Origin of the sequence: Hymenobacter lapidarius (assembly GCF_001816145.1) — a bacterium.
GTDB classification, from domain to species: Bacteria; Bacteroidota; Bacteroidia; order Cytophagales; family Hymenobacteraceae; genus Hymenobacter; species Hymenobacter lapidarius.
Map to the genome: position 1 here is coordinate 1 of NZ_MDZB01000106.1, position 19,024 is coordinate 19,024.

Here is a 19,024-nt window from a genome sequence, read left to right on the forward strand (position 1 = left end):
ACTCCCTCCGCTTTGACATCGAAGCCCTCTTCGCCTTCAACTGGGAGCAAACTCCGCCTCCGTCCACTTAACTTTTGGACCATACTTTTAACCAAGGCCGATAATGCGCAGGCCGAGAGCCTCTGGTCACGCCTGAAAACCGAAGTACTCGAAGTCCGCGAGCGGCCCGTTTTTGCCGACCTCGTGGATGCCCAGCGCAGCGTCGCCGATTATTTTGACTATTACAATCACGAGCGGTTGCACTCCAGCATTGACTACCACATACCATGTCACACTCATCAACAGCTTCTTACACTTAACGCCCTAAACTGTCCAGCATAACTAGACCACCTCATTTCTCGTGCATTTGCCCCAGGTGCTGGTACATCCTTTCGCCAATGGTCCTGCAATGACTAGCCTCTTGGAGGCCGTGGTCTATAGCGCAACGGCCTTTATCATCGCTATCATGAGCCCAGAGCGAAATAAGCAAGAAGTATTTCACTGAGTCCCCGCAAAGTGCAGTATTGGCTGGCTGCGAACAAAGGGGCTTGGCGCTCAATAGCAATTATGCAGCTGGTTTCCGCTGTCGTGGAATAGCCTGAAACCAGCCTTTTGAGATTACACTTAACACTTACTCATTCCCGATATCATTCAGGAAAGCATCAAAAAGTGTGGGGCAGTGGAGTCAATAAACGATTGGCCAGGTTCCTAATGATGATGGTCAAGGTAACACGGAAGGTAATCTGATTTGGCTGCCCCACACTTTTTGATGCTCTCTCACGGAGAGGGTCGCACAAGAGTAGGAACAGAAAGTATCGGTAGGGAAAATTTGCGTGGGCGGCGGTCTCAGAATACGGCCCTTTTGGAAGAAAAACCCCTCGACGCCGAAACCGGGGAGCCTGCCGCGTAGTGTACCATTTCAGCGCGCCGCGCCACGTAAATGCGCGTACCTTGTGAGCGGATGCAACGAGGGCCGGCACTTTCGGTAGTGCGCTGTCCCCTTCTGAATAAAGCCCAGGCAGGTTGGGTTTGTTGACATCCCTGAACTCAAGCATATGCGCCTATCCATCGAACGGGAATCCGAAAAAGTCTATCCGGATATGAAGCGGGTAATTGCCCGCTATTTTTTTTATGGCGAGGAGCGGGCCCGGCAGGTCATCCGCCGCGTGATGGAGCTGAGCGACGACGAAGTTTACGGCACTATCTCGCCCATTTTGCAGGAGTACTCCAAGCGTCACCGCAACATTACGCGGGTGCTCAGCCGCAACTGTGCCCGGCTGCAACCGCTGTTTCCGGCCCTGGGCCTCGATTTTGAGCAACTGACGCCTTACCGCAAGCTGCTGCTGGGGTCTTACTTCACCCACGAGTATTCCATCGAGTCGGCCGCGTTCTTCAACCCCTCCATCGTGGAGGACCCCGACCAGTCGGAGCTGCAGGAGGGCGAGAAGCGCGTCATCATCAGCTTCCGGGCCGTGGGCGAAGGGCACATCTCCTCCATCGTGTTCCGCCGGGCCCTGCTCGACAAGGACGCCAACATCCACGTACTGCCGGCCGGCGGTTACATCGACGAGGCCGAGACGGTGCGCAGCGCGGAGTACCACAAAGCCGCTTTCTTCGCCCAGCCCCTGGCCGCCCAACTCAACCCCCAGATATTGGCGGAAGTGGCGGGCCAGCTCGCCGACCGGTTCGAGTTTAACCTGCTGCAGAAAATCGTGCTGGAAGCCCAGGCCGCGCAGCCCGATGCGGCCCTTAAGCCCGACTACCCCCCGGTGCTCTGGCTGGCCGAAGCCTACCACGAGCTGACGTTTTCGCTGGATACCGACATTTCGGACCGGGTGCTGTTTCCGGTGGCCGACTTCGAGCGCCGGGGCATGGAAGACGCCCGGTTCGTGCGCTTCGTGGACGACGACGGCCGCGTGGTATACTACGCCACCTACACGGCCTACGACGGGTTCACCGTCGCGCCCAAGCTGCTGCGCACCGAGGATTTTATTACGTTCCGGGTGATGCCGCTGCACGGCACCGGGGCCCACAACAAGAACCTGGCGCTGTTTCCGCGCAAAATCGGGGGGCGCTTCGCCATGCTCTCGCGCATTGATGGCTGGCGCAACTACCTCATGTACTCCGACAACCTCAACATCTGGCAGGAACCCGTGCAGATTCAGGAGCCCAAAAGCACCTGGGAGTTCATTCAGATTGGCAACTGCGGCTCACCCATCGAAACGGAGCACGGCTGGCTCATCATCACCCACGGCGTGGGCCCCATGCGCCGCTACTGCCTGGGCGTGAGCCTGCTGGACCTTAACGACCCGGCCATCGAAATCGGCCGGCTCAGCGAGCCCCTGCTCATTCCCAACAAGGAGGAGCGCGAAGGCTACGTGCCTAACGTGCTGTATTCCTGCGGCTCCATCATCCACCAAGGCAAGCTGGTCATTCCCTACGGCCTGTCCGACTACTGCTCGTCGTTCGTGACGGTGGACCTGGCTTCGCTTCTGGCCAAGCTATTGGACAAGTGCTCAGCGGTGCAGGAGGTCACCTGAGAAAAGAACTTACGGCTGGTGCAACAATTTTCCCAGGGCAGCCTCGTCGTGGGCTTCCAGGGCTACTTCGGCTTTCAGGTTGTCCCCGTCGCGCTGCACGCTGGCCACGGCCAGGGTCTGGCCGCTTCGGCGGAAGGCTACGCTGCCCGTCCGCTCGGCCAGCGAGCCGTCCACGGTCAGCTCGTCCCACTGTTCGGCGTGGCCCGTGTAGCGCACCGACAGGTCGTAGTGCTTGCTCCAGAAAAAGGGCACCGCGTCGAATTTCTCCCGCCGGCCCAGCATGTTGCGGGCGGCCGTCTGGCCCTGGCGCTGCGCCACCACCCAGTGCTCCACCCGAATGGCCTCGCCGGTGTGGGCATCGGGCCAGCGGGCAATGTCGCCGGCGGCGTAGATGCCGGAGCTGCTGGTTTGCAAATACGCATCCACCAGCACGCCCCGGTCCAGGGCGAGGCCGGCGGCCTCGGCCAGCGCCAGCCGGGGCCGCACCCCAATGCCGGCCACTACCAAGTCGGCGGGCATCCGCCGGCCGTTTTTCAGCACCACGGCATCGGCCTCGATGGACGTCGCCGTTTGCTGCAAATGAAAAACGATGCCTTTTTCCTCGTGCAGCTGCTGCACCATCGCGCCCAGCTCCGCACCCAGTACCTTGGCCAGCGGCACCTCGTCGGGGGCCACGACGTGTACTTCCAGCCCTTGGCCGCGCAACGCGGCGGCGACTTCCAACCCGATAAAGCTGGCCCCCAGCACCACCGCCCGTTTGGCCTGGGCCGCCCCGGCCATGACGGCGCGGTGGTCGGCCAGGGAGCGCAGCACGTGCACGTGGGGCAGGTCGTGGCCGGGAATATCCAGCCGCACCGGCTCGGCACCGGTGGCCAGCAGCAGCGCGTCATAGGCGTGCGCCATGCCATCGGCCAGCCGCACGCGCCGGCCGCTGACATCCAGCGCGGCCACCTCGCCCCGGATAATGTCGATGCCGTGCGCGGCGTAAAAGCCCGCCGGGCGCAGGGCAATGTGTTGCGCGTCGTCGGGGGAAAAGCTCTTGGAAAGCACGGTGCGGTCGTACGGCACGTCGGCTTCCTCATCGAGCAGGGTAATGCGGCCCTGGTAGCCTTCGCGGCGCAGCATCTCGGCAGCCGCGCTGCCGGCCCCGCCGGCCCCGATGATGACTACCTGCTTCGGATGAGGGGCATTTTTGGCGGTTGCCGGGGGCGATTCGGGGGCCAGCGGGTCGCGCTCCTGCTTCTCGGTGACATAGGCCCGGCCGTCGCGGCGCTCCACCGTCCAACGGGGCAGCGGGTCGAGGGCCGGGGCCCGCAGCGCGGCCCCGGTGTGCAGGCTGAAACAGGCGTGGTGCCAGGGGCAGCGCACGGTGTCGCCGACCAGCAGGCCCGTTTCCAAGGGCGCTCCGAAGTGGCTGCACAGCGCCCCCACCGCCAACAGCTCATCGCCGCGCCGGACCAGCAGCACCGGCTCGCCGTGGGCGTGGCCGCGGAGCATGATACCGTCGGCCAAGTCGGCCAGCGCGATGCCGGCCGTTGCAAAGTCGGGGCCGGTGGGTGTTTCGGGAGAAGCCATCAGACGGTATTTCAAAAGGTGAGAAACAGGAGAGCATGCAACAGTTCAGGCAGCGGCCGGGTGCTCAGGCCGGCACTTCAGGCGGCCCGCTTCTCAAACTTGCCCAAGGCCTGGTAGGCGGCCACGTAAGCGTCCTGCATCAGGTCCTGCACCGTGGCGTGGGCGAAGCCGTAAGAGCGCCCCACTTTGTAGAGCGCGCCGTTGTAGCGCCGAATCAACAGCTCGAAGTATTCCTTCTCGCCACTCAGGATGCAGGCAATGAGCACGGCATCGGCCGGGGCACCGACAGGCACCAGGTGGGGCCGTGGGGCAGCATGGGAATCGGGCTCAGTTTTCATGGATGGTGCCAAGACGATGCTTTAAGACAAGCTGCTCTCCAAGGTAATAGTTGAGGATTTGTAGGCGCCATGACTAAAATCAGCGGTGGAACTTGATTAGCGTCATGCCCGGCGGCCGGCGGTCTTTGCAACTTTGGCCTGTCTTGCATAGCTAGTGCATGGGCCGGCCCCACCGGGCTTGGCACGGCCGAATGCAGGTGGGCTTGCCGTGGTAAATCTGCCTGCCCGACGCTGGTTGGGCGCAGACCTTCACTCACTTAAGCACTTTTTAATCATACGGAAAAACGTTGGTTCTCCTGACCCAATGCTGCGCATCTTCCTCGCGCTCATCCTCCTTGGGGTGCTTTGGCAGGAGCAGCGAACCGGGACGCCGCTGCTGTTCTGGCTGGTGGTGTTGGCGCAGCTGCTGCTGGGCACGGGCACGTTTGGGTACTGCCCGCTCTACGGCCTGCTGGGCATCAGCACCCGCCGGGCCCTGCCAAGCTGATGCAAGTATCCAAATTGCCAGTTTTCAGCCTTTCACCTTCTTTCTCAATTGTTATGAAAACACCCATGAAACCGTTGCTAACGCGAAACCCAGCTCTCACGCAGTGGTCGGCCTTTGGGGCGAGCCTGCTGGCCGGGCTCACGGCAGGAGTGCTGTGGGCCCCGGCTTCGGGCCTCCACTCCCGCACGCGGCTGGCCGCCGGCTTCCGCGACTGGTCGCGCACCGTGGCCGGCCGCTGGAACCTGTGGACCCCCTGGCCGCTGGCCCGCTGGTCCCGGCACGGGGCCGTTCCTGCTCCAAAGCACCCGGCTGACTTGTCGATGCAGCCCAACCGCCTGCTGACCGAGAACTGAAGCCGGGCCGCTCGTGGCCGCCTTCCGCCCTTTCACCAATTCCCCTTTTCCCAACGCTTACCCTTTTTTTCAAACGCCATGACGTTGGGGTTGGGTAACCGGGGTGCAACGCGCAGGCTCAGGGGTTGCAGCGCGTAACGACCCAGAAGACGATGCCCACCAGGGCGACGGATGCCAGACGAAGAATCAGAAAGACCCAGGCCGGCAGCTCGGGTTTGGTGGGAAGCTTCATAATCCTGATTGCCTGGAGGTCATTCTATACGGGCAGGTCGTCCTTGGGGCCATTCAGCCGGGTCCGGTAGCCGTCATTCCTTCTAAAAATCGGGTGTTGCCGCCCTTTCGTTAACGCATCGAGCGTATGCTTGTGTCAATCCAATCCGTCCAGCTTGTCTTGGGCGATACTCGGCCCGCCCAGTGAGCTGCGCATCATTCCGGGCGTGGGGCACCTGTTCGAGGAACCCGGCACCCTGAAACAGGTAGCCGACGCCGACGCCGATTGGTACCGCCGCTACCTGCGCTGAGCGGCATTTCTTTTCCCCTTTGGTACCGCTGCTGATGACCCCAGGCTTTGCGAATCGAACCGATGCGGCGCACCAACTCGCCGTCCGCCTGCACCACCTGCGCCAGGCCCCGCGGGGGGTGGTGCTGGCCGTGCCGCGCGGCGGCGTGCCGCTGGGGGCCATTGTGGCGAAAGCATTGGGCTGGCCGCTGGAGGTGGTGCTAGCCAAGAAGATTGGCCATCCCGCCCATCCGGAGTACGCCGTGGGAGCCGTAAGCCTGGAAAGCGTGGTCCTCACGCCGGGCCTCGTGCTGCCCGCCGGGTACCTGGCCGAGCAGGTGGCCCGCATCCGGCAGCGGCTGCAACAGCGCCACCGAGCGTACGTGGGCAACCGCCCGCCGCTGGTGCTCACGGGCCGCACGGTGGTCCTGGTCGATGACGGCGTGGCGACGGGCCATACGTTGCTGGCCACCGTCGAGCTGGTCCGCCAGCAGTCGCCGGCGCGCGTGGTCGTCGCCGTGCCGGTGTCTTCGCTCCAGGCGCTGGGCCGTCTGCAGGCCGCGGCCGACGAGGTGGTGTGCCTGCTGGCCCCGCCCAATTTCCAGGCGGTGGGCCAGTTTTATCAAGACTTCACCCAGGTCACCGACGAGGAAGTTGTAGCGGTTCTGCACGCCGCCGAGCACCCGCCGGCGTAGCCCGCCGGCACCACGTCAATCGGCGGCCGATGCCGTTCACCTTACTTCTTTTTTTTGCTGCTTATGCTTTCCGTTGCACCTATCGTTGAGGCCGAAATTGAACGCGGGTTTTCGCTCAAAGCCCAACGGGACTTTGTCCTGATTCAGGCGGCCCTGGACGGCAGCGCCAAGGCCTATGATGCCTTGCTGCGCAGCTACCACAAGTCCGTTTACCACATCGCGCTGCGCATGGTGCGCGACCCCGACGATGCCGACGACCTGACCATGGAAGTCTTTGCCAAGGCCTTTCGGTACTTGTCCCGCTACCGGCCCCAGTTCGCGTTCAGCACCTGGCTGTTCCGCATCGCCACCAATAGCTGCATCGACTTTGTCCGGCGCAAAAAACTGAAAACCCAGTCGCTGAATGCCGCGGTACGGTTAGGTGATGGGGAAAGCATCCTGTTGGACTTGCCTGACCACGCCCCCAATCCGCAGGAGGCGTTTATCCGGCAGCAGCGCCTGGAGGCGGTCCAGCGGGTGGTAACCCAGTTGCCGGCCAATTATGCCCGGCTCGTCCGCCTGCGCTACTTCGAGGAGTTGAGCTATGAGGAAGTGGCGACGGAGCTGCAGGTGCCCCTCGGCACCGTAAAAGCGCAGCTGTTCCGGGCGCGGGAGTTGCTGCTGCATCTACTACAGGCGAGTAAGGCAGCGATTTGAACAGCTCCCTAAAAAGAGTCCCGGATGCCAGCCGTTTTGCCGCTGGTTACTCTACCCTATGATTTTTTTTCCGGCTCTTTGACTCATCCGTAGCAGCTGCGATTCCAGCTTCTGAGGGCGGTTTTTCGGCAGATAAAGCCCCAAAAGGCCTGTTTGCTTCGAACTTGCAACGCACTGAAAGATAGTGGATTGAAAAAATCATAGGGTAGAGTAGCCGCTGGTATGTCCTTCATCCCGCCCGGCCGCCGTGTTCCTGGCTGCAAAAGACTCGTTTCGCCCTCCCAGCCCAGCCGTTCACGCCAACGGCGGCGAAGTGCCCACTACCCGATTGCTGGTTCTTCACCACGAGAGCAGCAAAAAGGGTGGGACAATCCACGTTATTGGTTGGTCTGGATGCAAGCACAGCCAGTAGCAACTTAACCTGGAACAGGATTGCCCCACCCTTTTTGATGCTCTCGCATTCCGTCCGACGATACCTTCCGGTGGGTATTTCAGGGCCTGGACGAGGCGGCGTTTAACGCCGCGTTTCTGGCCTGGATGCGGCAACTTCTGCCCGCCGAGCAACTTAGCCCGGTCTGCATCGACGGCAAAACGCTGCGCGGCAGTGGCCCGCAGGCCCTGCATGTGGTGTCGCTTGCTCGACGTGCGGGGCTGCCTCGTCAGCCTGGATGCGCTGGGGTGTCAGCCCGCCATCGCGGCCCAGATTGGCAAACAAGGGGCCGATTACCTGCTGGCCCTCAAAGGCAACCAAGGGACCCTGCTGGTCAAGTGCTCAGTGGCGCACGATGCGTTGGTAGACGGCTAGGTAGTCGGCTGCCATTTTCTGCTGCGAGAAGTTGGCGGCGGCCCACTCCCGGCAGGCACCGCGGCTGAGCTGCCCGACTTGCTGCACGGCCTCCACCGCCTGGCCCACGGTATCGACCAAAAAGCCGGTGCGGCCGGATTGAATCAGCTCCGGCATGGCCCCGCGGGCGAAGGCAATGACCGGCGTGCCGCACAGCTGGGCTTCGGCCACGCTCAGGCCAAAGGGCTCGTCGAAGCCGATGGGGTGCAGCAGCGCCAGCGCCTGGCCCAGCAGCTGCTGGCGCTGCGCGGGGCCGGCGGGGCCCAGGAATACCACGTCCTCGCTCAGCAGCGGCTCCACCCGTTCCCGGAAGTAGGCAGCGTCCTGCACGATGCCCGCGATGAGCAGCCGCTTGTGGCTTTGCCGGGCAATCTGAATGGCTTCGGCGGTGCCTTTGTCGGGGTGGATGCGCCCGAAGAACAGCAGGTAGTCGTCGGGCTGGGCGGTGAAGGGGAAGTCCGGGAGGCGCAGGCCGTTGTACACCGTGGCCACGTAGGGCAGGCGCGGGCTGCGGTCGGCGTGGCTGATGGAGACGTAGGCCGTGGTGGCCGCGTATTTCTCGTAAACGGGCAGAATTCGCGCCGACGAAAAGCCGTGAATCGTCGTCACCATCGGCGTCGGAATGAGCCGGGAGTAGGTCAGGGGCAGGAAGTCGAAGTGGTTGTGAATCACGTCAAATTCGCCGGCCCGCTCCATCAGGTGGCTGATGTGCAGGCATTCGAGCACCTTGGCGTCCTGGGTGCGGTCTTCCTCGTAGCCCTGCGCTACCACGGCCGCCAGCGTGCCCGCCGTGGCGGAGTCGGCGGTGGCGAACAGGGTCACGTCCACGCCCAGCGCCACCAGGCCCTCGGCTACGTTGGAGGCCATCTGCTCCCAGGGGCCGTAATGGCGGGGCGGGCTGCGCCAGGCCACGGGGGCCAGAATGGCTACTTTCATCCGGCGGCGGCCACTTTCTCCGGCACGGCGGCCCGCTCCGACTGGTCGTACTCGTGCTCCAGCTCCAGGGCCTTAAGCACGGTGAGGTGGGAAATGAGGTAGGCCAGGGTGCTTTCCGCGCCCTGGTTGCGGTTGAGGCCGGTTTCCTGGAGGCCGTCGCAGCAGCCTTTGGTTTCCTGGTCGTAGAGCGGGACGCGCAGCAGGTTTTCGCCCAGAAACCACTGGTAGCTGGCAAACATGCGCCGGATGAAGTTGGGCTCGTGGGTGATGCGGTAGGCCTGCAAATACACCAGCACCATGGCCATCGTCTCGATGGCCTGCTGGTCGAAGAGCGGCATTGTACTGTCCTGTGGGCCGTCCTGGTGGTACCAGCCCTGGTTACCCACCGGGTTGAGGAAGCCGTTGCGGAAGCTCAGCTCATCCAGAAAGGCCAGCGCCTCCAGGGCTACTTCCCGGGCCGGCGCGTGGCCCGTGATTTCGTGGGCGTGCAGCAGGGCCAGCGGCAGAATGGCGTTGTCGTAGGTCAGCTTTTCCTCGAACCAATGCCAGCCGGTGGTGCGGTGGGTGGCGTAGGCACTCAGCAGCCGCGCCGTGAGCCGGGTCAGCTCTTCCACCAGGGCCTCGTCGTCGGGGTGGGATTTGAGGTAGTAGGCCACGCCAATCATGGTGTTGGCGATGCCGCGTAGGTGGTGCAGCTCCCGAAAATGCGGCACCGAGCGCGCCAGCAGCTCGCCGGCAAACTCCCGGTACGAGTTATTCGGGGCCCGGTGAATGAGGTAGCCCAGGGCCCACACCGTGCGCCCGAACGAGTCTTCGGAGCCGATTTCATCCAGGTACTCCCTTCGGAAGCTGAGGAAATTGCGGAAGTTGCCGTCGTCGCGCTGCAGGTAGTGCAGGTAGCTGAGGTAGATGGGCAGCAATTTCAGCGCCTCCGGGCTGTTGTGCTGCTGGTAGGCCATCAGGGTCATAATCAAGGCCCGGGAGTTGTCGTCGAGGCAGTACCCTTCCTTAAGGTTGGGGATGCCGTACTTGGCGTGCTGCACGATGCCCGTGTCGTCGGTAAGGCGGCACACGTGGGCCAGGCTGAATTCGGGGATGATTTCGGGGTCCACCAGCGGGCGGGGGGCCGGCGCGGCCCCCGTTTCGGGACGGGCGCAGGCCGCGGCCAGCACGTCCAGGAACTCCGCCCCGATTTTGGGCCAGCGTAGGTGCAGGCCGTACTGGTAGGCGGTGCGTTGCAGGGCGGCCAGCTTGTCGGGGTGGGTGAGCAGCTCGTTCACGGACTCGGCTAGCGCCTCGGCGTCCTTGAAAGGGAACAGCTGGCCCCGGCCCTCGGCCAGCAGCTCCTGGGCGTGCCAGTAGGGTGTGGATACCACGGCCGCGCCCGCGCCCACGGCGTAGGACAGCGTGCCGCTGGTAATCTGGGCCTCGTTGGTGTAGGGGGTGATGTAGATAGCGGCGGCCGTGAGGTAGTTCATCAATTCCACTTCCTCCACAAACTTGTTGATGAACACCAAATGCTTATCGACGTGCAGTTCGATGGCCAGCCGCTTGAGCTGCTCGCGGTATTCCTCGCCCGAGCGCCGCACCACGCCGGGGTGGGTGTTGCCGAGCACCACGTACACCACGTCGGGGTGTTGGGCCACGATGGCGGGCAAGGCCCGAATCACCGTTTCCAGGCCCTTGTTCCGGCTCAGCAGCCCGAAGCTGAAGAGCACCCGGCGGTGGCGAAACGGGAACTGGGCGAGGAGCGGGTTGACGGTGGGCGCTTCCAAATCGGGCACGCCGTGCTCGATGAGCTGAATTTTCTCCGGCGCTATGTCGTAGATATCAGTCAGAAAGTCGATGCCCCGGCGGCTCATGACCACCAGCCGGGCCGAGCGGCGGGCAATTTCCTGGATGATGATTTTCTGATTGTGCGAGGGCTCGCGCAGAATGGTGTGCAGCACCGTGACGAGCGGTTTTTCCAGTCGGTGCAGCAGCGGCAGCAGGTAAATGCCGCTCTCCCCGCCAAAAATCCCGAACTCGTGTTCCAGCAGGCACACGTCGGCGTCGCTGGTGTTGAGGTAGGTGGCGGCCTGGATGTAATCCTTCTGGTCATCCTGCCGAATAACCACCTGCACGTCCGGCGGGTACGCGTACTCGTCCTCGTCGTCGGAGTCGTTCATGGCCACGCCGAAGCCGCTTTCCGGCCCGGTCTGGCCCTGCCGGGCGAGGTTCAGCGCAATGGCGCGCACCACGTTCTGGTTGAAGGTAGCAATGCCGCACTCGCGGGGCAGGTAGGTGGAGATGTAGGCGACTTTCACAGCAAATCGGGGGAAGTAACTACCACCTGGCGGGATGAAAGTCGGGCAAGTAATTTTCTTTAAACGGGCAGGCCTATGGTTTAACCGGTATTACGCACAAAACTCCTGATTATCAGCAACAAACTGCGCGAATCACGCGGTTGCACCGTCACTCAAGGTAGTAGTGGCGCAGGCGGTTCAGGTCGTCGTCTAGTTCGTACACCAGCGGCACGCCATAGGGAAAGGCGGGCCCGGTCACTTCGGTAGAGGTTGAACCGGGCGGAGAAAACGGCATAGAGCATGGCTTCATCGGCCGGGTTGGTGGGGCCTTCGAAGCGGAAGCGCTGGTCCACCACAAACTCGTCGGGGGCCAGTTGCCTGGCCGGGCGCTGCCCGGCCAGGCAATCCCCGTTCAGGGCGAAATCTTCGGTGTAGCCCGCTGCTTTGAGCCGGGCCAACGTTTCCGCAAGCGTGGGGAGCGGGTGCCTGATCACGGCGTCAGGGGTTATTCAAATCCGCCAGGAGCCGTGGGCAGCACCAGCACGGGCACGGGGCAGTTTTCCAGCAGCCGGACCGTGACACTGCGGTGAAACAGCTCGCTGAGATAGCTGCGCTGGCGCGCCAGCACCACCACCAGGTCGGCCCGGGTTTCGCGCACGGCGGCCAGCAGGCCGTGGGGGTAGCTGCCGTGCTCGTAGCCGCGCAGCTCCGGGGCGGGCAGGCCCTCGACGAGGCCGCTGCCCAGCACCGCTTTCTCGGCTAGGTCGTAGCCCCGGCCATCTTCGAGCGCGCCCGCCACGTGCACAATAAGGATTTCGGAATGGGGCAGGGCCAGCAGCTGGCGCAGGGGCTGGCTGTTCGCTGCCAGCCGAAACGGCTCGCGGTCGGCGGCAATCAGGATGCGGCGCGGCACCTGGCCGGCCGGGGCCGTGAGGGGCACCACCAGCACGGGGTAGGAGGTTTGCAGCAGCTTGGCGCAGGTGGTGGCCAAGCTCTCGTCCCCTTCATCGTCGGGGTAGCGTTGGCTGAGCACGAACACGAGCGGGTGGTGCCGGTCGGCCAACTCCCGCACCAGCGCGGGCGGCAGGTCGGGTATTACCTGCGCGACGCAGCGGGCGCGCAGCTCCTGGGCCACGCTGGCCAGCTCGGCGGCGGTCGTGGCCTGGCACAGCAGGTCGTCGGGCGCGCAGGGTTCGGCCATGAGCCGGCCGGGCACCGTCACCGAGGGCTCGCTCACGCGCAGCTGCACTACCTGGCCGGCCACGGCCCGGGCCAGCGTATTGGCGTAGCGCAGGCAGTGGTGGGGCGAGGCCTGGCCGTCGGCGAAGGCAATAAACGTTAGGGGAGTCAGGGGTGCCATGCGTTAGGAGGCCGGCGTGAGGCCGGTGAATACGGTGTTGGTGTAGCCGGCGGCGGCGGCGAAGCCGGGCGTTTCGGTAACGGGCACCGGCGCGGCGGTGGGCAGCACCAGCACCGGCACGGGGCAGGTTTGCAGGAGCTGCGCCGTGACGCTGCGGTGAAACAAGTCGCTGAAGTAGCTGCGCTGGCGGGCCAGCACCACCACCAAATCGGCCCGCGTGTCGAGGGCCGCGGCCAGCACCCCTTGCGCGTAATGCTCGTGCTGGTAGCCCCGCAATTCTGGTACGGGCATGTTATCGACCAGGCCACTGGCCTGCACGGCCCGCAGCGCCAGGGCGCAGCCTTCATCATCCTCCACGCCGCTCGAAACGTGGGCCACGATGACCTCGACGCCGGGCAACGCCAAAAGCGGGCGAAGGGCGGAGGCTTCCGAATCCAACGCAAACGGTTCACGGTCGGCGGCAATGAGGATGCGGCGGGGCGGGTGCTCGGCCAGGGCCGTGGGCGACACCACCAGCAGCGGGTAGCTGCCGGCCCGCAGAATCTCCACGCACGAGGTGAGCAGGTCGGCGGCGGCCGGGCGGTCCTCATCGGCCTGGCTGAGCACGAACAGGGCCGGCTGGTAGCGGTGGGCCAAATCCTGGGCCACGGTGGGCAGCAGGTCGGTAACTACTTCCACCGTAGCGGTGGTTTGCAAGCCTTCCGCGTGCTGGTAGAGAATGGCGGCCGTGTCGGTCTGGCGCGCAGCTCCTGCTGGTGGTAGCCCTGGGCCACCGAATCGTAGGGGTCAAACAGGGAGGCGCGGTTGACGTGCAGCAGCACCAGGCGGCCGGCCAGGGCCTGCGCCAGGATGTCGGCGTACTGAATGGCGCGGCGGGCGGGCGGGTAGAAGCCCGCGAAGACGATGAGGGAAAGGGCCATGAGGAAGTGGGGTGGTGGGGTGAAATGGTCGTTGGAGGTAAGGCAGATAAGCAGGCCGCCATGCTTCATCTGTCGTCCGCTTGTCAAACTATGGCAGCTCTTTACCCCAGACCGTTTTCCTGCGTGGCTAGCAGTAGCACCGGCACCTGGGTGTGCCGTAGCACCTCGTCGATGACACTGTCGCCGAACAGCTTGGCTACCCAGCCGTGGCCGGGGTCGAGCAGGACCAGCACATCGGCCGAAAGCTCCTCCACGGCTTGCCGTAGGCCGGCGGCGGGCGATTCGGCCACCACCCGGTACAGGCTGCTGCCGGCCAGGGCGGGGGTCAGGCCGCATTCCTGGGCAGCCGCGAGGCCGGGCCGGCCTGCGGTAGGCTCGTCGGGCCGGAGGCCGGGGTGCCTAGTGGCTGAGCGCGGCCCGGATGGTCAGGAACTCGGTGAGGTTGCCCTGGTCGATGACGCCGCGCAGGCGGTGGTTTTCCAGCACGGGGTAAAAGGCGTTGGGCTGGCGCTGGGCGCGGGCGTACACCTGGGCCAGGCTGTCGCCGATTTCCACCGTGTCGAATTCGCGGCTCATCACCTCCGCAACAGTCGTAGTCAGGCGGTTGTCGCGCAGGGCGGCCATGAGCAGGGGCCGGGTCAGCACCCCGACGGCCTGGCCCTGGTCGAGCACAATCAGGTCCTGGTCGGAGCCGGCCAGCAGGGTATTGGCCGCGTCCTGCACGCTGTCGGTGGGGGCCAGGGTGAGGTAATTGGTTATCATGGCGTGGCCAACGGTGTAGTCGCGCAGCAGCTCGCGGTGCTGCACCGACACGTTTTCGGTGTGGGCCCCGAAGTACACGAAGATGCCGATGAGCACCAGAAACGGGGCATTGAACAAGCCGTAGAACACAAAGCCCACGGCAATGAGCTTGCCCAGTCCCGCCGCGATGGCCGTGGCCTGGGGCCGGCCCAGGCGCATGGCCAGCAGCGCCCGCAGCACCCGCCCGCCATCCATCGGAAAGGCCGGAATGGCGTTGAACACCACCAGCATCACGTTCACCCAAAACAGGGCCATGAGAAAGCCCGGCCCCACGGCACTGTGGCTGATGCCGATGCCCTCAAACGCCCCCACCGGGGCCACGAAGGGGTAAATTATCAGCGCCAGCAGCACGTTCACGGCCGGGCCAGCCAGCGCCACCAGCAGTTCCTGTCGGGGCTTTTCGGGCATGCGCTCCAGCGTGGCAACGCCCCCGATGGGCAGCAGCGTGATGGAGCGCGTGCCGATGCCGAAGCGCCGCGCCGTGAGCGAGTGCCCCAGCTCGTGCAGCACCACGCAAGCAAACAGCGCCAGCACGAAGCCCACCGACGCCAGCACTGCCCCGGAGCTGCTGCCCCGCCGCACCTCGGCAAACACGAGGAAGCCCAGCAGCAGCAGGAAGGTCCAGTGCAGGAAGATGCGGATGCCGGCCAGGCGACCGATTAACAAGGAATTTTTCATAAGAAAGCTGTGTGGGAAGCCGCCAGCTTCAGCATGATGGTCAACGGCGGCCGCAAAGGGACGTAGGCAAAATTCCGCCCTGTCCGCCGGCTTCGGCATGACGAGAATTGCCCTAATAGCTGATTTTCATCAAGCGCTGGCCGCCTATTCATATTCCTGGCGAAGCGGGCCGGCAAACCAAAAATCCCCGACTTCCGGCAAGCTGAAAATCGGGGATGGTGCGCGGCGCGGTCCGGCTCAGCGGCGGGGTAGGGGTACAGGCTGGAGCCGCGTGGAGAGGTGGCGCATGCGCACCGCGACCAGGGCCCCAATGAGCAGGGCCGAAAACAGAAAAGTGGGAAGTAGCATACTATCAGGAAGTAATGGGCTTTATTCAGCCGGGGTGGGGGGAAATGAAAAGTAGAAGCGGCGGCGCGGCTTGTCGGCTCATGCGGGGCATGTAGTCGGGCTGGTTCGGGGCTAGTCGCGGGCCGGCAGCACCAGCACCGGAACAGGGCTTTGCTCCAGGAGCTGCGCCGTGATGCTGCGGTGGAATAGGCTGCCCAGCAGGCTGTGGCGCCGGGCCACCACCACCAGCATATCGGCCCGCTGGCCCACGGCTTCCGCCAGGATGCCGGCCGCCACGTCGGGGGCGTGGCGCAGATGCAGCCCGTTGAGCGGCATGGCCGGTCCCACGTCGTGGATGCGGATGGTGCTGAGCACGGCGCTAGGGTCGGGGCGGGACGTTGCGCTTTCGGTTATGCAAACAACCTCCAGCGCGGTCTTCGGACTGGCCAGCAGCTGGCGCACCAGGTCCGGGAGCGGGTGCAGGTCAAAGGGCTGCCCGTCCACGGCCAGCAGCAGCCGACGGGGCGGCACCACCTCCGAGGCGGCGGCCGGCACCACCAGCACCGGGCAGAGCGCCTGTTCCAGCAGCTGCTGGGCCACGCCGGCGACTACTTCCACGGGCTGCTCGGCCACGCCGGGCTGGCCCAGCACCAGCAGCTGGCCCTGGTGCGCCCGCACGGTCTGGCGCACGGCATCGGGGAAAAATTCTTCCGATACGACGAGTTCCGGGGGCACCGGCTGGGCGCTGGCCAGCTGCGCCAGTTCCCGCCGCTGGTGCTGCTTGTTCCACTCGGTGCGCGGGCTGCCCTTTTCGCCGGGGCCGCGCAGGCCATCGTGGCACACGTGCAGCAGCACCACGCGGGCCTGCTGCGCGGCGGCCAGGCCGGTGGTGTAGGCCAGGGCCCGCGGAGAAACGGCAAAAAAATCGGTGAGGATAATGAAAGATGGGGTCATGGCAAGTACTTGGGCAACAGGGTAAAGTCCGGGGGGCTAATCTTCGGCGGGCAGCAGCAGCACCGGAATGGGGCTGCGCTCCAGGAGCTGGGCCGTGACGCTGCGATGAAACAGGCTGCCCAGCAGGCTGTGGTGCCGGGCTACTATTACCAGCAGGTCGGCATCCTGCTGGGCGGCTTCGGCCAGCACGCCGCCCACTACCGAGCGGTTATACACTTCGTGGAGCTGGCTGTGGGGCAGTTCCTCGGTAAGGTCGTTGGCGGCCACGGTGCGGAGCACGGTTTCGGCTCCCAGGCGGGCGTGGCTGTCGTCGGTCACCCGCACCACGGCCAGCGTGCCTTCCGCCACGCGCAGCAGCTGCCGGAGCACGTCCTGGTGCTGGCGCAGCACGAACGGCTCGCCGTCCACGGCCAGCAGCAGGCGGCGGGGCGGGAAGGCATCCCAGCCGGGGGCCGGTACCACCAGCAGCGGATAGGGCACTGTGGTGAGCAGGTCCATGGCCGTGCCGGTCATGATTTCCACCGGCGTATCGGCCCCACCGGGCCGGCCCAGCACCAGCAGCAGGGGGTGGTGGCGGCGCACGGCTTCTTTCACGGCCTCGGGCAGCTCCCGTTCCGACACGTCGACTTGGGTGGGCACGGGCTGCTCGGCGGCCAGCGTTTGCAGGGCCTGGTCAGTGGTGTGGTCGCTGATGGGCGAGGAAGGGCCGTGGTCGGAGGGGGCCAGCAGCACGTCGTGCCGGGCGTGCAGGAGCACCAGCTCCGCTTTCAGGGACACCGCCAGCCCGGCGGCGTAGGACAGCGCGCGGTTAGTGACGGCATAAAAATCGGTCAATACCACAAGGGGGGAAACCATAGGAGTAGGAGGAAAAAGTGGGAGAATGGAAAAACCGGCGGGCCGCCAGGCAACGCCGGCTGCGCATCAAGCCGCGGCAAAGCCCCTCGCGGGTATCGTTCAATGAGGTCCCGCACCTGCTGGCGGCGCGTGAGGTGCTTCGCGGCGCGCTGCCACAGGGTCTGGGTCCGCATTAAACCCAGTGTACTCGTACCGCTCCATTACCGTCATGGTCGCGTCGGCGTCCCGCTCGGTTTGCCGGCTGGCCGGGTCCAGGGGCGGCAGAAGTTGGGTCCGGCCCCACGGCTGGCCGCTCCAGGCGGTGCCGCTAGCGGTGCGCATCGACAAGGAGCTCAAGGGGTTCAGGGGCAGTGCTTGCTGCCGGGGCCAGCACGCGCAGGTGGTTGTTCACGTCGCGGGCGCCGGCCTCGTAGGCGTCGAAGGCGGCCTGCTGCCGTTCCGGCCAGGTATCGACGGTGCCGGTGAGGGTGGCGCGGCCGTGGCTTACCTGCACTTCTATATCCTGGTCGTGCAGGCCGGCCGACCAGAAATGGCGCTGCCGAATGCGGCCAGCCAGCGCGTGGTCGGGGTCGGGGCCCGTGGGCCGGGGCTGCGCCGCTCCCGGCCGGCTGGCCGGAAATTCGTCGGGGTGGACTGTCGGCTGCTGCACGTGGTTGGCCACGGCCAGCACACCGCTGGCCCCGGCCGCCACATCACCCGCCCGCTCGCGCTCAAACGCACTGCCCACCTGCCCGTGCACGGTGGCCTGGCCGTGGCTCACGCTCACGGTGAAATAGAAGTGCCCCACGTAGGGGTCGCGGGCCAGGGCGGCCAGGATGGTCTGGCGAATGTCGGCATCGGGCACCAGGCGCTTGGGCCTAATCTTCAGCAGATTATGTACGTCATGCACGCCCACCACGTGGCGGGCGTCGCGCTCGGCTTCCTGGCGGGCGCGCAGGTTGCTCACCGTGCCGGCCAGCGTCACGCTGCCCTCGTGGGCCTGCACCAGCGTTTCGGAGCCGCGCACGCGCGGGTTGCGGTGGAGGGCCCCGCGCACGGCGTTGACAATGGCGGCGTCGGCGCGGGGGGCAAATTTCTCGCGCCGCAGCTCGCTGCCCAGGGCCCAGTAGGCCACGAACAGGTCGCGGGCATCCACGCGCGTGGCCCCGGTCTGGTAGGCGATGGCGATGATGTGGTCCTTTTCCGTGGCCGTGCCCACCGTGCCTGCCAGGTGCACCACGTGCTCGTGGGTGCGCACTTCCACCAGGGCGCTGTTCACCCGAATGTCCCAGTCGAGCAGCTCGCGGATTTGGGTGGTGATTTCTTCGTCGGAATTCAGGATTTTGCCCTTCTGAATGGTCAGGCGCTCGGTCACGAAGGTGGTTACGCCCCGCACGCCTTGCACCACGCGCAGCACCAGCTGCTGCTCAGTCCACGACTGCACCATGCCCGTGAGTGTGACCACGCCCCCGGCCACGGTGCAGTGCACCTGGTAGTCGCCGGTGGCGGGGTCATCGGCCAGGGCCCCGCACACATCGCGCTGCAAGTCCGCGTCGGGCAGTTCGGGAGTTTGCACGGTCACCGTGCTGGTTACGCCGCGCACGCCGCGCACGGCCAGGGCAATTTCCTCGGCCCGCTGCCGGGCCAGCAGGTTGTCGGTAAACCCGGTCAGCGTAACCAGGCCCTCGTGCGTGGCCACGTCGAGCCAATGCTCGTTCAGGCCTTTTTGGGTGGTAAAGAGCCGTTCGATGGCCGTGGTGATGTCGGCGTCGGCCATGGTTTCGGCGGAGGCGGGTGCGGCCAGGAGATAGGGCGTAGTCATGAGTTGGGGGCTTGATGAGTCAATCGAAAACTGGATTGATGCAAAAGTCCGCCCAGGCGGCGGCCCGCCCTATGACCAGAATTGCCCCGGCGCATGACATT

The 19,024-nt window shown here is 65.0% G+C and carries 21 protein-coding genes; 8 read left to right on the forward strand and 13 right to left on the reverse strand.

Features of this window, described 5'->3' with window-relative positions; genetic code table 11:
- The coding region (locus BEN47_RS20295) for an integrase core domain-containing protein (RefSeq protein ID WP_139147365.1) at positions 1-321 on the forward strand (321 nt) is incomplete at its 5' end.
- Between the two features lie 713 nt (positions 322-1,034).
- Positions 1,035-2,519: a glycoside hydrolase family 130 protein gene (locus tag BEN47_RS10765; RefSeq protein ID WP_070728375.1), complete on the forward strand. Its 1,485-nt coding sequence runs from the start codon at positions 1,035-1,037 to the stop codon at positions 2,517-2,519.
- Between the two features lie 9 nt (positions 2,520-2,528).
- Here the strand turns inward: BEN47_RS10765 and BEN47_RS10770 are convergent, their stop codons facing one another.
- Together BEN47_RS10770 and BEN47_RS10775 are read right to left on the reverse strand one after the other, a co-directional pair.
- The gene (locus BEN47_RS10770) at positions 2,529-4,109 is read right to left on the reverse strand and encodes an FAD-dependent oxidoreductase (protein ID WP_204378307.1); all 1,581 of its coding nucleotides are present in this window, start codon (positions 4,107-4,109) and stop codon (positions 2,529-2,531) included.
- Positions 4,110-4,171: 62 nt separating this feature from the next.
- The gene (locus BEN47_RS10775; protein WP_070728379.1) at positions 4,172-4,432 is read right to left on the reverse strand and encodes a sigma factor; all 261 of its coding nucleotides are present in this window, start codon (positions 4,430-4,432) and stop codon (positions 4,172-4,174) included.
- Between the two features lie 208 nt (positions 4,433-4,640).
- Here BEN47_RS10775 and BEN47_RS10780 point away from each other — a divergent pair, with 208 nt between their 5' ends.
- From BEN47_RS10780 to BEN47_RS21690, 6 genes are all read left to right on the forward strand, one after another.
- Positions 4,641-4,919 (forward strand): YgaP family membrane protein, encoded by a 279-nt coding sequence (locus BEN47_RS10780; protein WP_262490395.1) that lies wholly within the window; start codon positions 4,641-4,643, stop codon positions 4,917-4,919.
- A 53-nt stretch (positions 4,920-4,972) separates the two neighbouring features.
- Positions 4,973-5,272 (forward strand): hypothetical protein, encoded by a 300-nt coding sequence (locus BEN47_RS10785; protein WP_070728381.1) that lies wholly within the window; start codon positions 4,973-4,975, stop codon positions 5,270-5,272.
- Positions 5,273-5,658: 386 nt separating this feature from the next.
- Complete coding sequence (locus BEN47_RS22490) at positions 5,659-5,793, forward strand: hypothetical protein (RefSeq protein ID WP_262490396.1); 135 nt, start codon at positions 5,659-5,661, stop codon at positions 5,791-5,793.
- 34 nt (positions 5,794-5,827) lie between these two features.
- The gene (locus tag BEN47_RS10790) at positions 5,828-6,466 is read left to right on the forward strand and encodes a phosphoribosyltransferase (protein WP_070728433.1); all 639 of its coding nucleotides are present in this window, start codon (positions 5,828-5,830) and stop codon (positions 6,464-6,466) included.
- A gap of 63 nt (positions 6,467-6,529) precedes the next feature.
- Positions 6,530-7,162 (forward strand): RNA polymerase sigma factor, encoded by a 633-nt coding sequence (locus BEN47_RS10795; protein WP_070728383.1) that lies wholly within the window; start codon positions 6,530-6,532, stop codon positions 7,160-7,162.
- Positions 7,163-7,784: 622 nt separating this feature from the next.
- Positions 7,785-7,967 (forward strand): transposase, encoded by a 183-nt coding sequence (locus BEN47_RS21690; protein WP_193427140.1) that lies wholly within the window; start codon positions 7,785-7,787, stop codon positions 7,965-7,967.
- Here the strand turns inward: BEN47_RS21690 and BEN47_RS10800 are convergent.
- The 11 genes from BEN47_RS10800 to BEN47_RS10850 all read right to left on the reverse strand — a co-directional run bounded on the left by BEN47_RS10800 (position 7,935) and on the right by BEN47_RS10850 (position 18,923).
- Positions 7,935-8,942 (reverse strand): glycosyltransferase family 4 protein, encoded by a 1,008-nt coding sequence (locus tag BEN47_RS10800; protein WP_070728385.1) that lies wholly within the window; start codon positions 8,940-8,942, stop codon positions 7,935-7,937. The genes BEN47_RS21690 and BEN47_RS10800 overlap by 33 nt on opposite strands.
- Complete coding sequence (locus BEN47_RS10805; protein WP_070728387.1) at positions 8,939-11,248, reverse strand: glycosyltransferase family 4 protein; 2,310 nt, start codon at positions 11,246-11,248, stop codon at positions 8,939-8,941. Before BEN47_RS10805 ends, BEN47_RS10800 begins: the two co-directional genes overlap by 4 nt.
- A gap of 484 nt (positions 11,249-11,732) precedes the next feature.
- On the reverse strand, positions 11,733-12,587 hold the full coding sequence (locus BEN47_RS10810) for a universal stress protein (RefSeq protein ID WP_070728389.1): 855 nt from the start codon (positions 12,585-12,587) through the stop codon (positions 11,733-11,735).
- A gap of 3 nt (positions 12,588-12,590) precedes the next feature.
- Positions 12,591-13,283: a universal stress protein gene (locus tag BEN47_RS10815; RefSeq protein WP_125921621.1), complete on the reverse strand. Its 693-nt coding sequence runs from the start codon at positions 13,281-13,283 to the stop codon at positions 12,591-12,593.
- Positions 13,256-13,507, reverse strand: coding sequence for a hypothetical protein (locus tag BEN47_RS10820; protein WP_125921622.1), 252 nt, complete (start codon positions 13,505-13,507; stop codon positions 13,256-13,258). Before BEN47_RS10820 ends, BEN47_RS10815 begins: the two co-directional genes overlap by 28 nt.
- Positions 13,508-13,608: 101 nt before the next feature.
- Positions 13,609-13,797, reverse strand: a complete 189-nt coding sequence (locus BEN47_RS10825) for a universal stress protein (RefSeq protein WP_158010982.1) — start codon at positions 13,795-13,797, stop codon at positions 13,609-13,611.
- 109 nt (positions 13,798-13,906) lie between these two features.
- Positions 13,907-14,986 carry a site-2 protease family protein gene (locus BEN47_RS10830; RefSeq protein WP_070728396.1) on the reverse strand — a complete coding sequence of 360 codons (1,080 nt, stop codon included), beginning with the start codon at positions 14,984-14,986 and terminating at the stop codon, positions 13,907-13,909.
- 459 nt (positions 14,987-15,445) lie between these two features.
- Complete coding sequence (locus tag BEN47_RS10835) at positions 15,446-16,267, reverse strand: universal stress protein (protein ID WP_070728397.1); 822 nt, start codon at positions 16,265-16,267, stop codon at positions 15,446-15,448.
- A gap of 36 nt (positions 16,268-16,303) precedes the next feature.
- Entirely contained in the window at positions 16,304-17,122 is an 819-nt protein-coding gene (locus BEN47_RS10840) for a universal stress protein (RefSeq protein ID WP_070728399.1), read from the reverse strand.
- 99 nt (positions 17,123-17,221) lie between these two features.
- Positions 17,222-17,443 (reverse strand): hypothetical protein, encoded by a 222-nt coding sequence (locus BEN47_RS10845; RefSeq protein WP_070728402.1) that lies wholly within the window; start codon positions 17,441-17,443, stop codon positions 17,222-17,224.
- Positions 17,430-18,923, reverse strand: coding sequence for a BON domain-containing protein (locus tag BEN47_RS10850; RefSeq protein WP_070728403.1), 1,494 nt, complete (start codon positions 18,921-18,923; stop codon positions 17,430-17,432). The genes BEN47_RS10845 and BEN47_RS10850 overlap by 14 nt, the downstream gene beginning before the upstream one ends.
- Positions 18,924-19,024 lie beyond the last annotated feature (101 nt).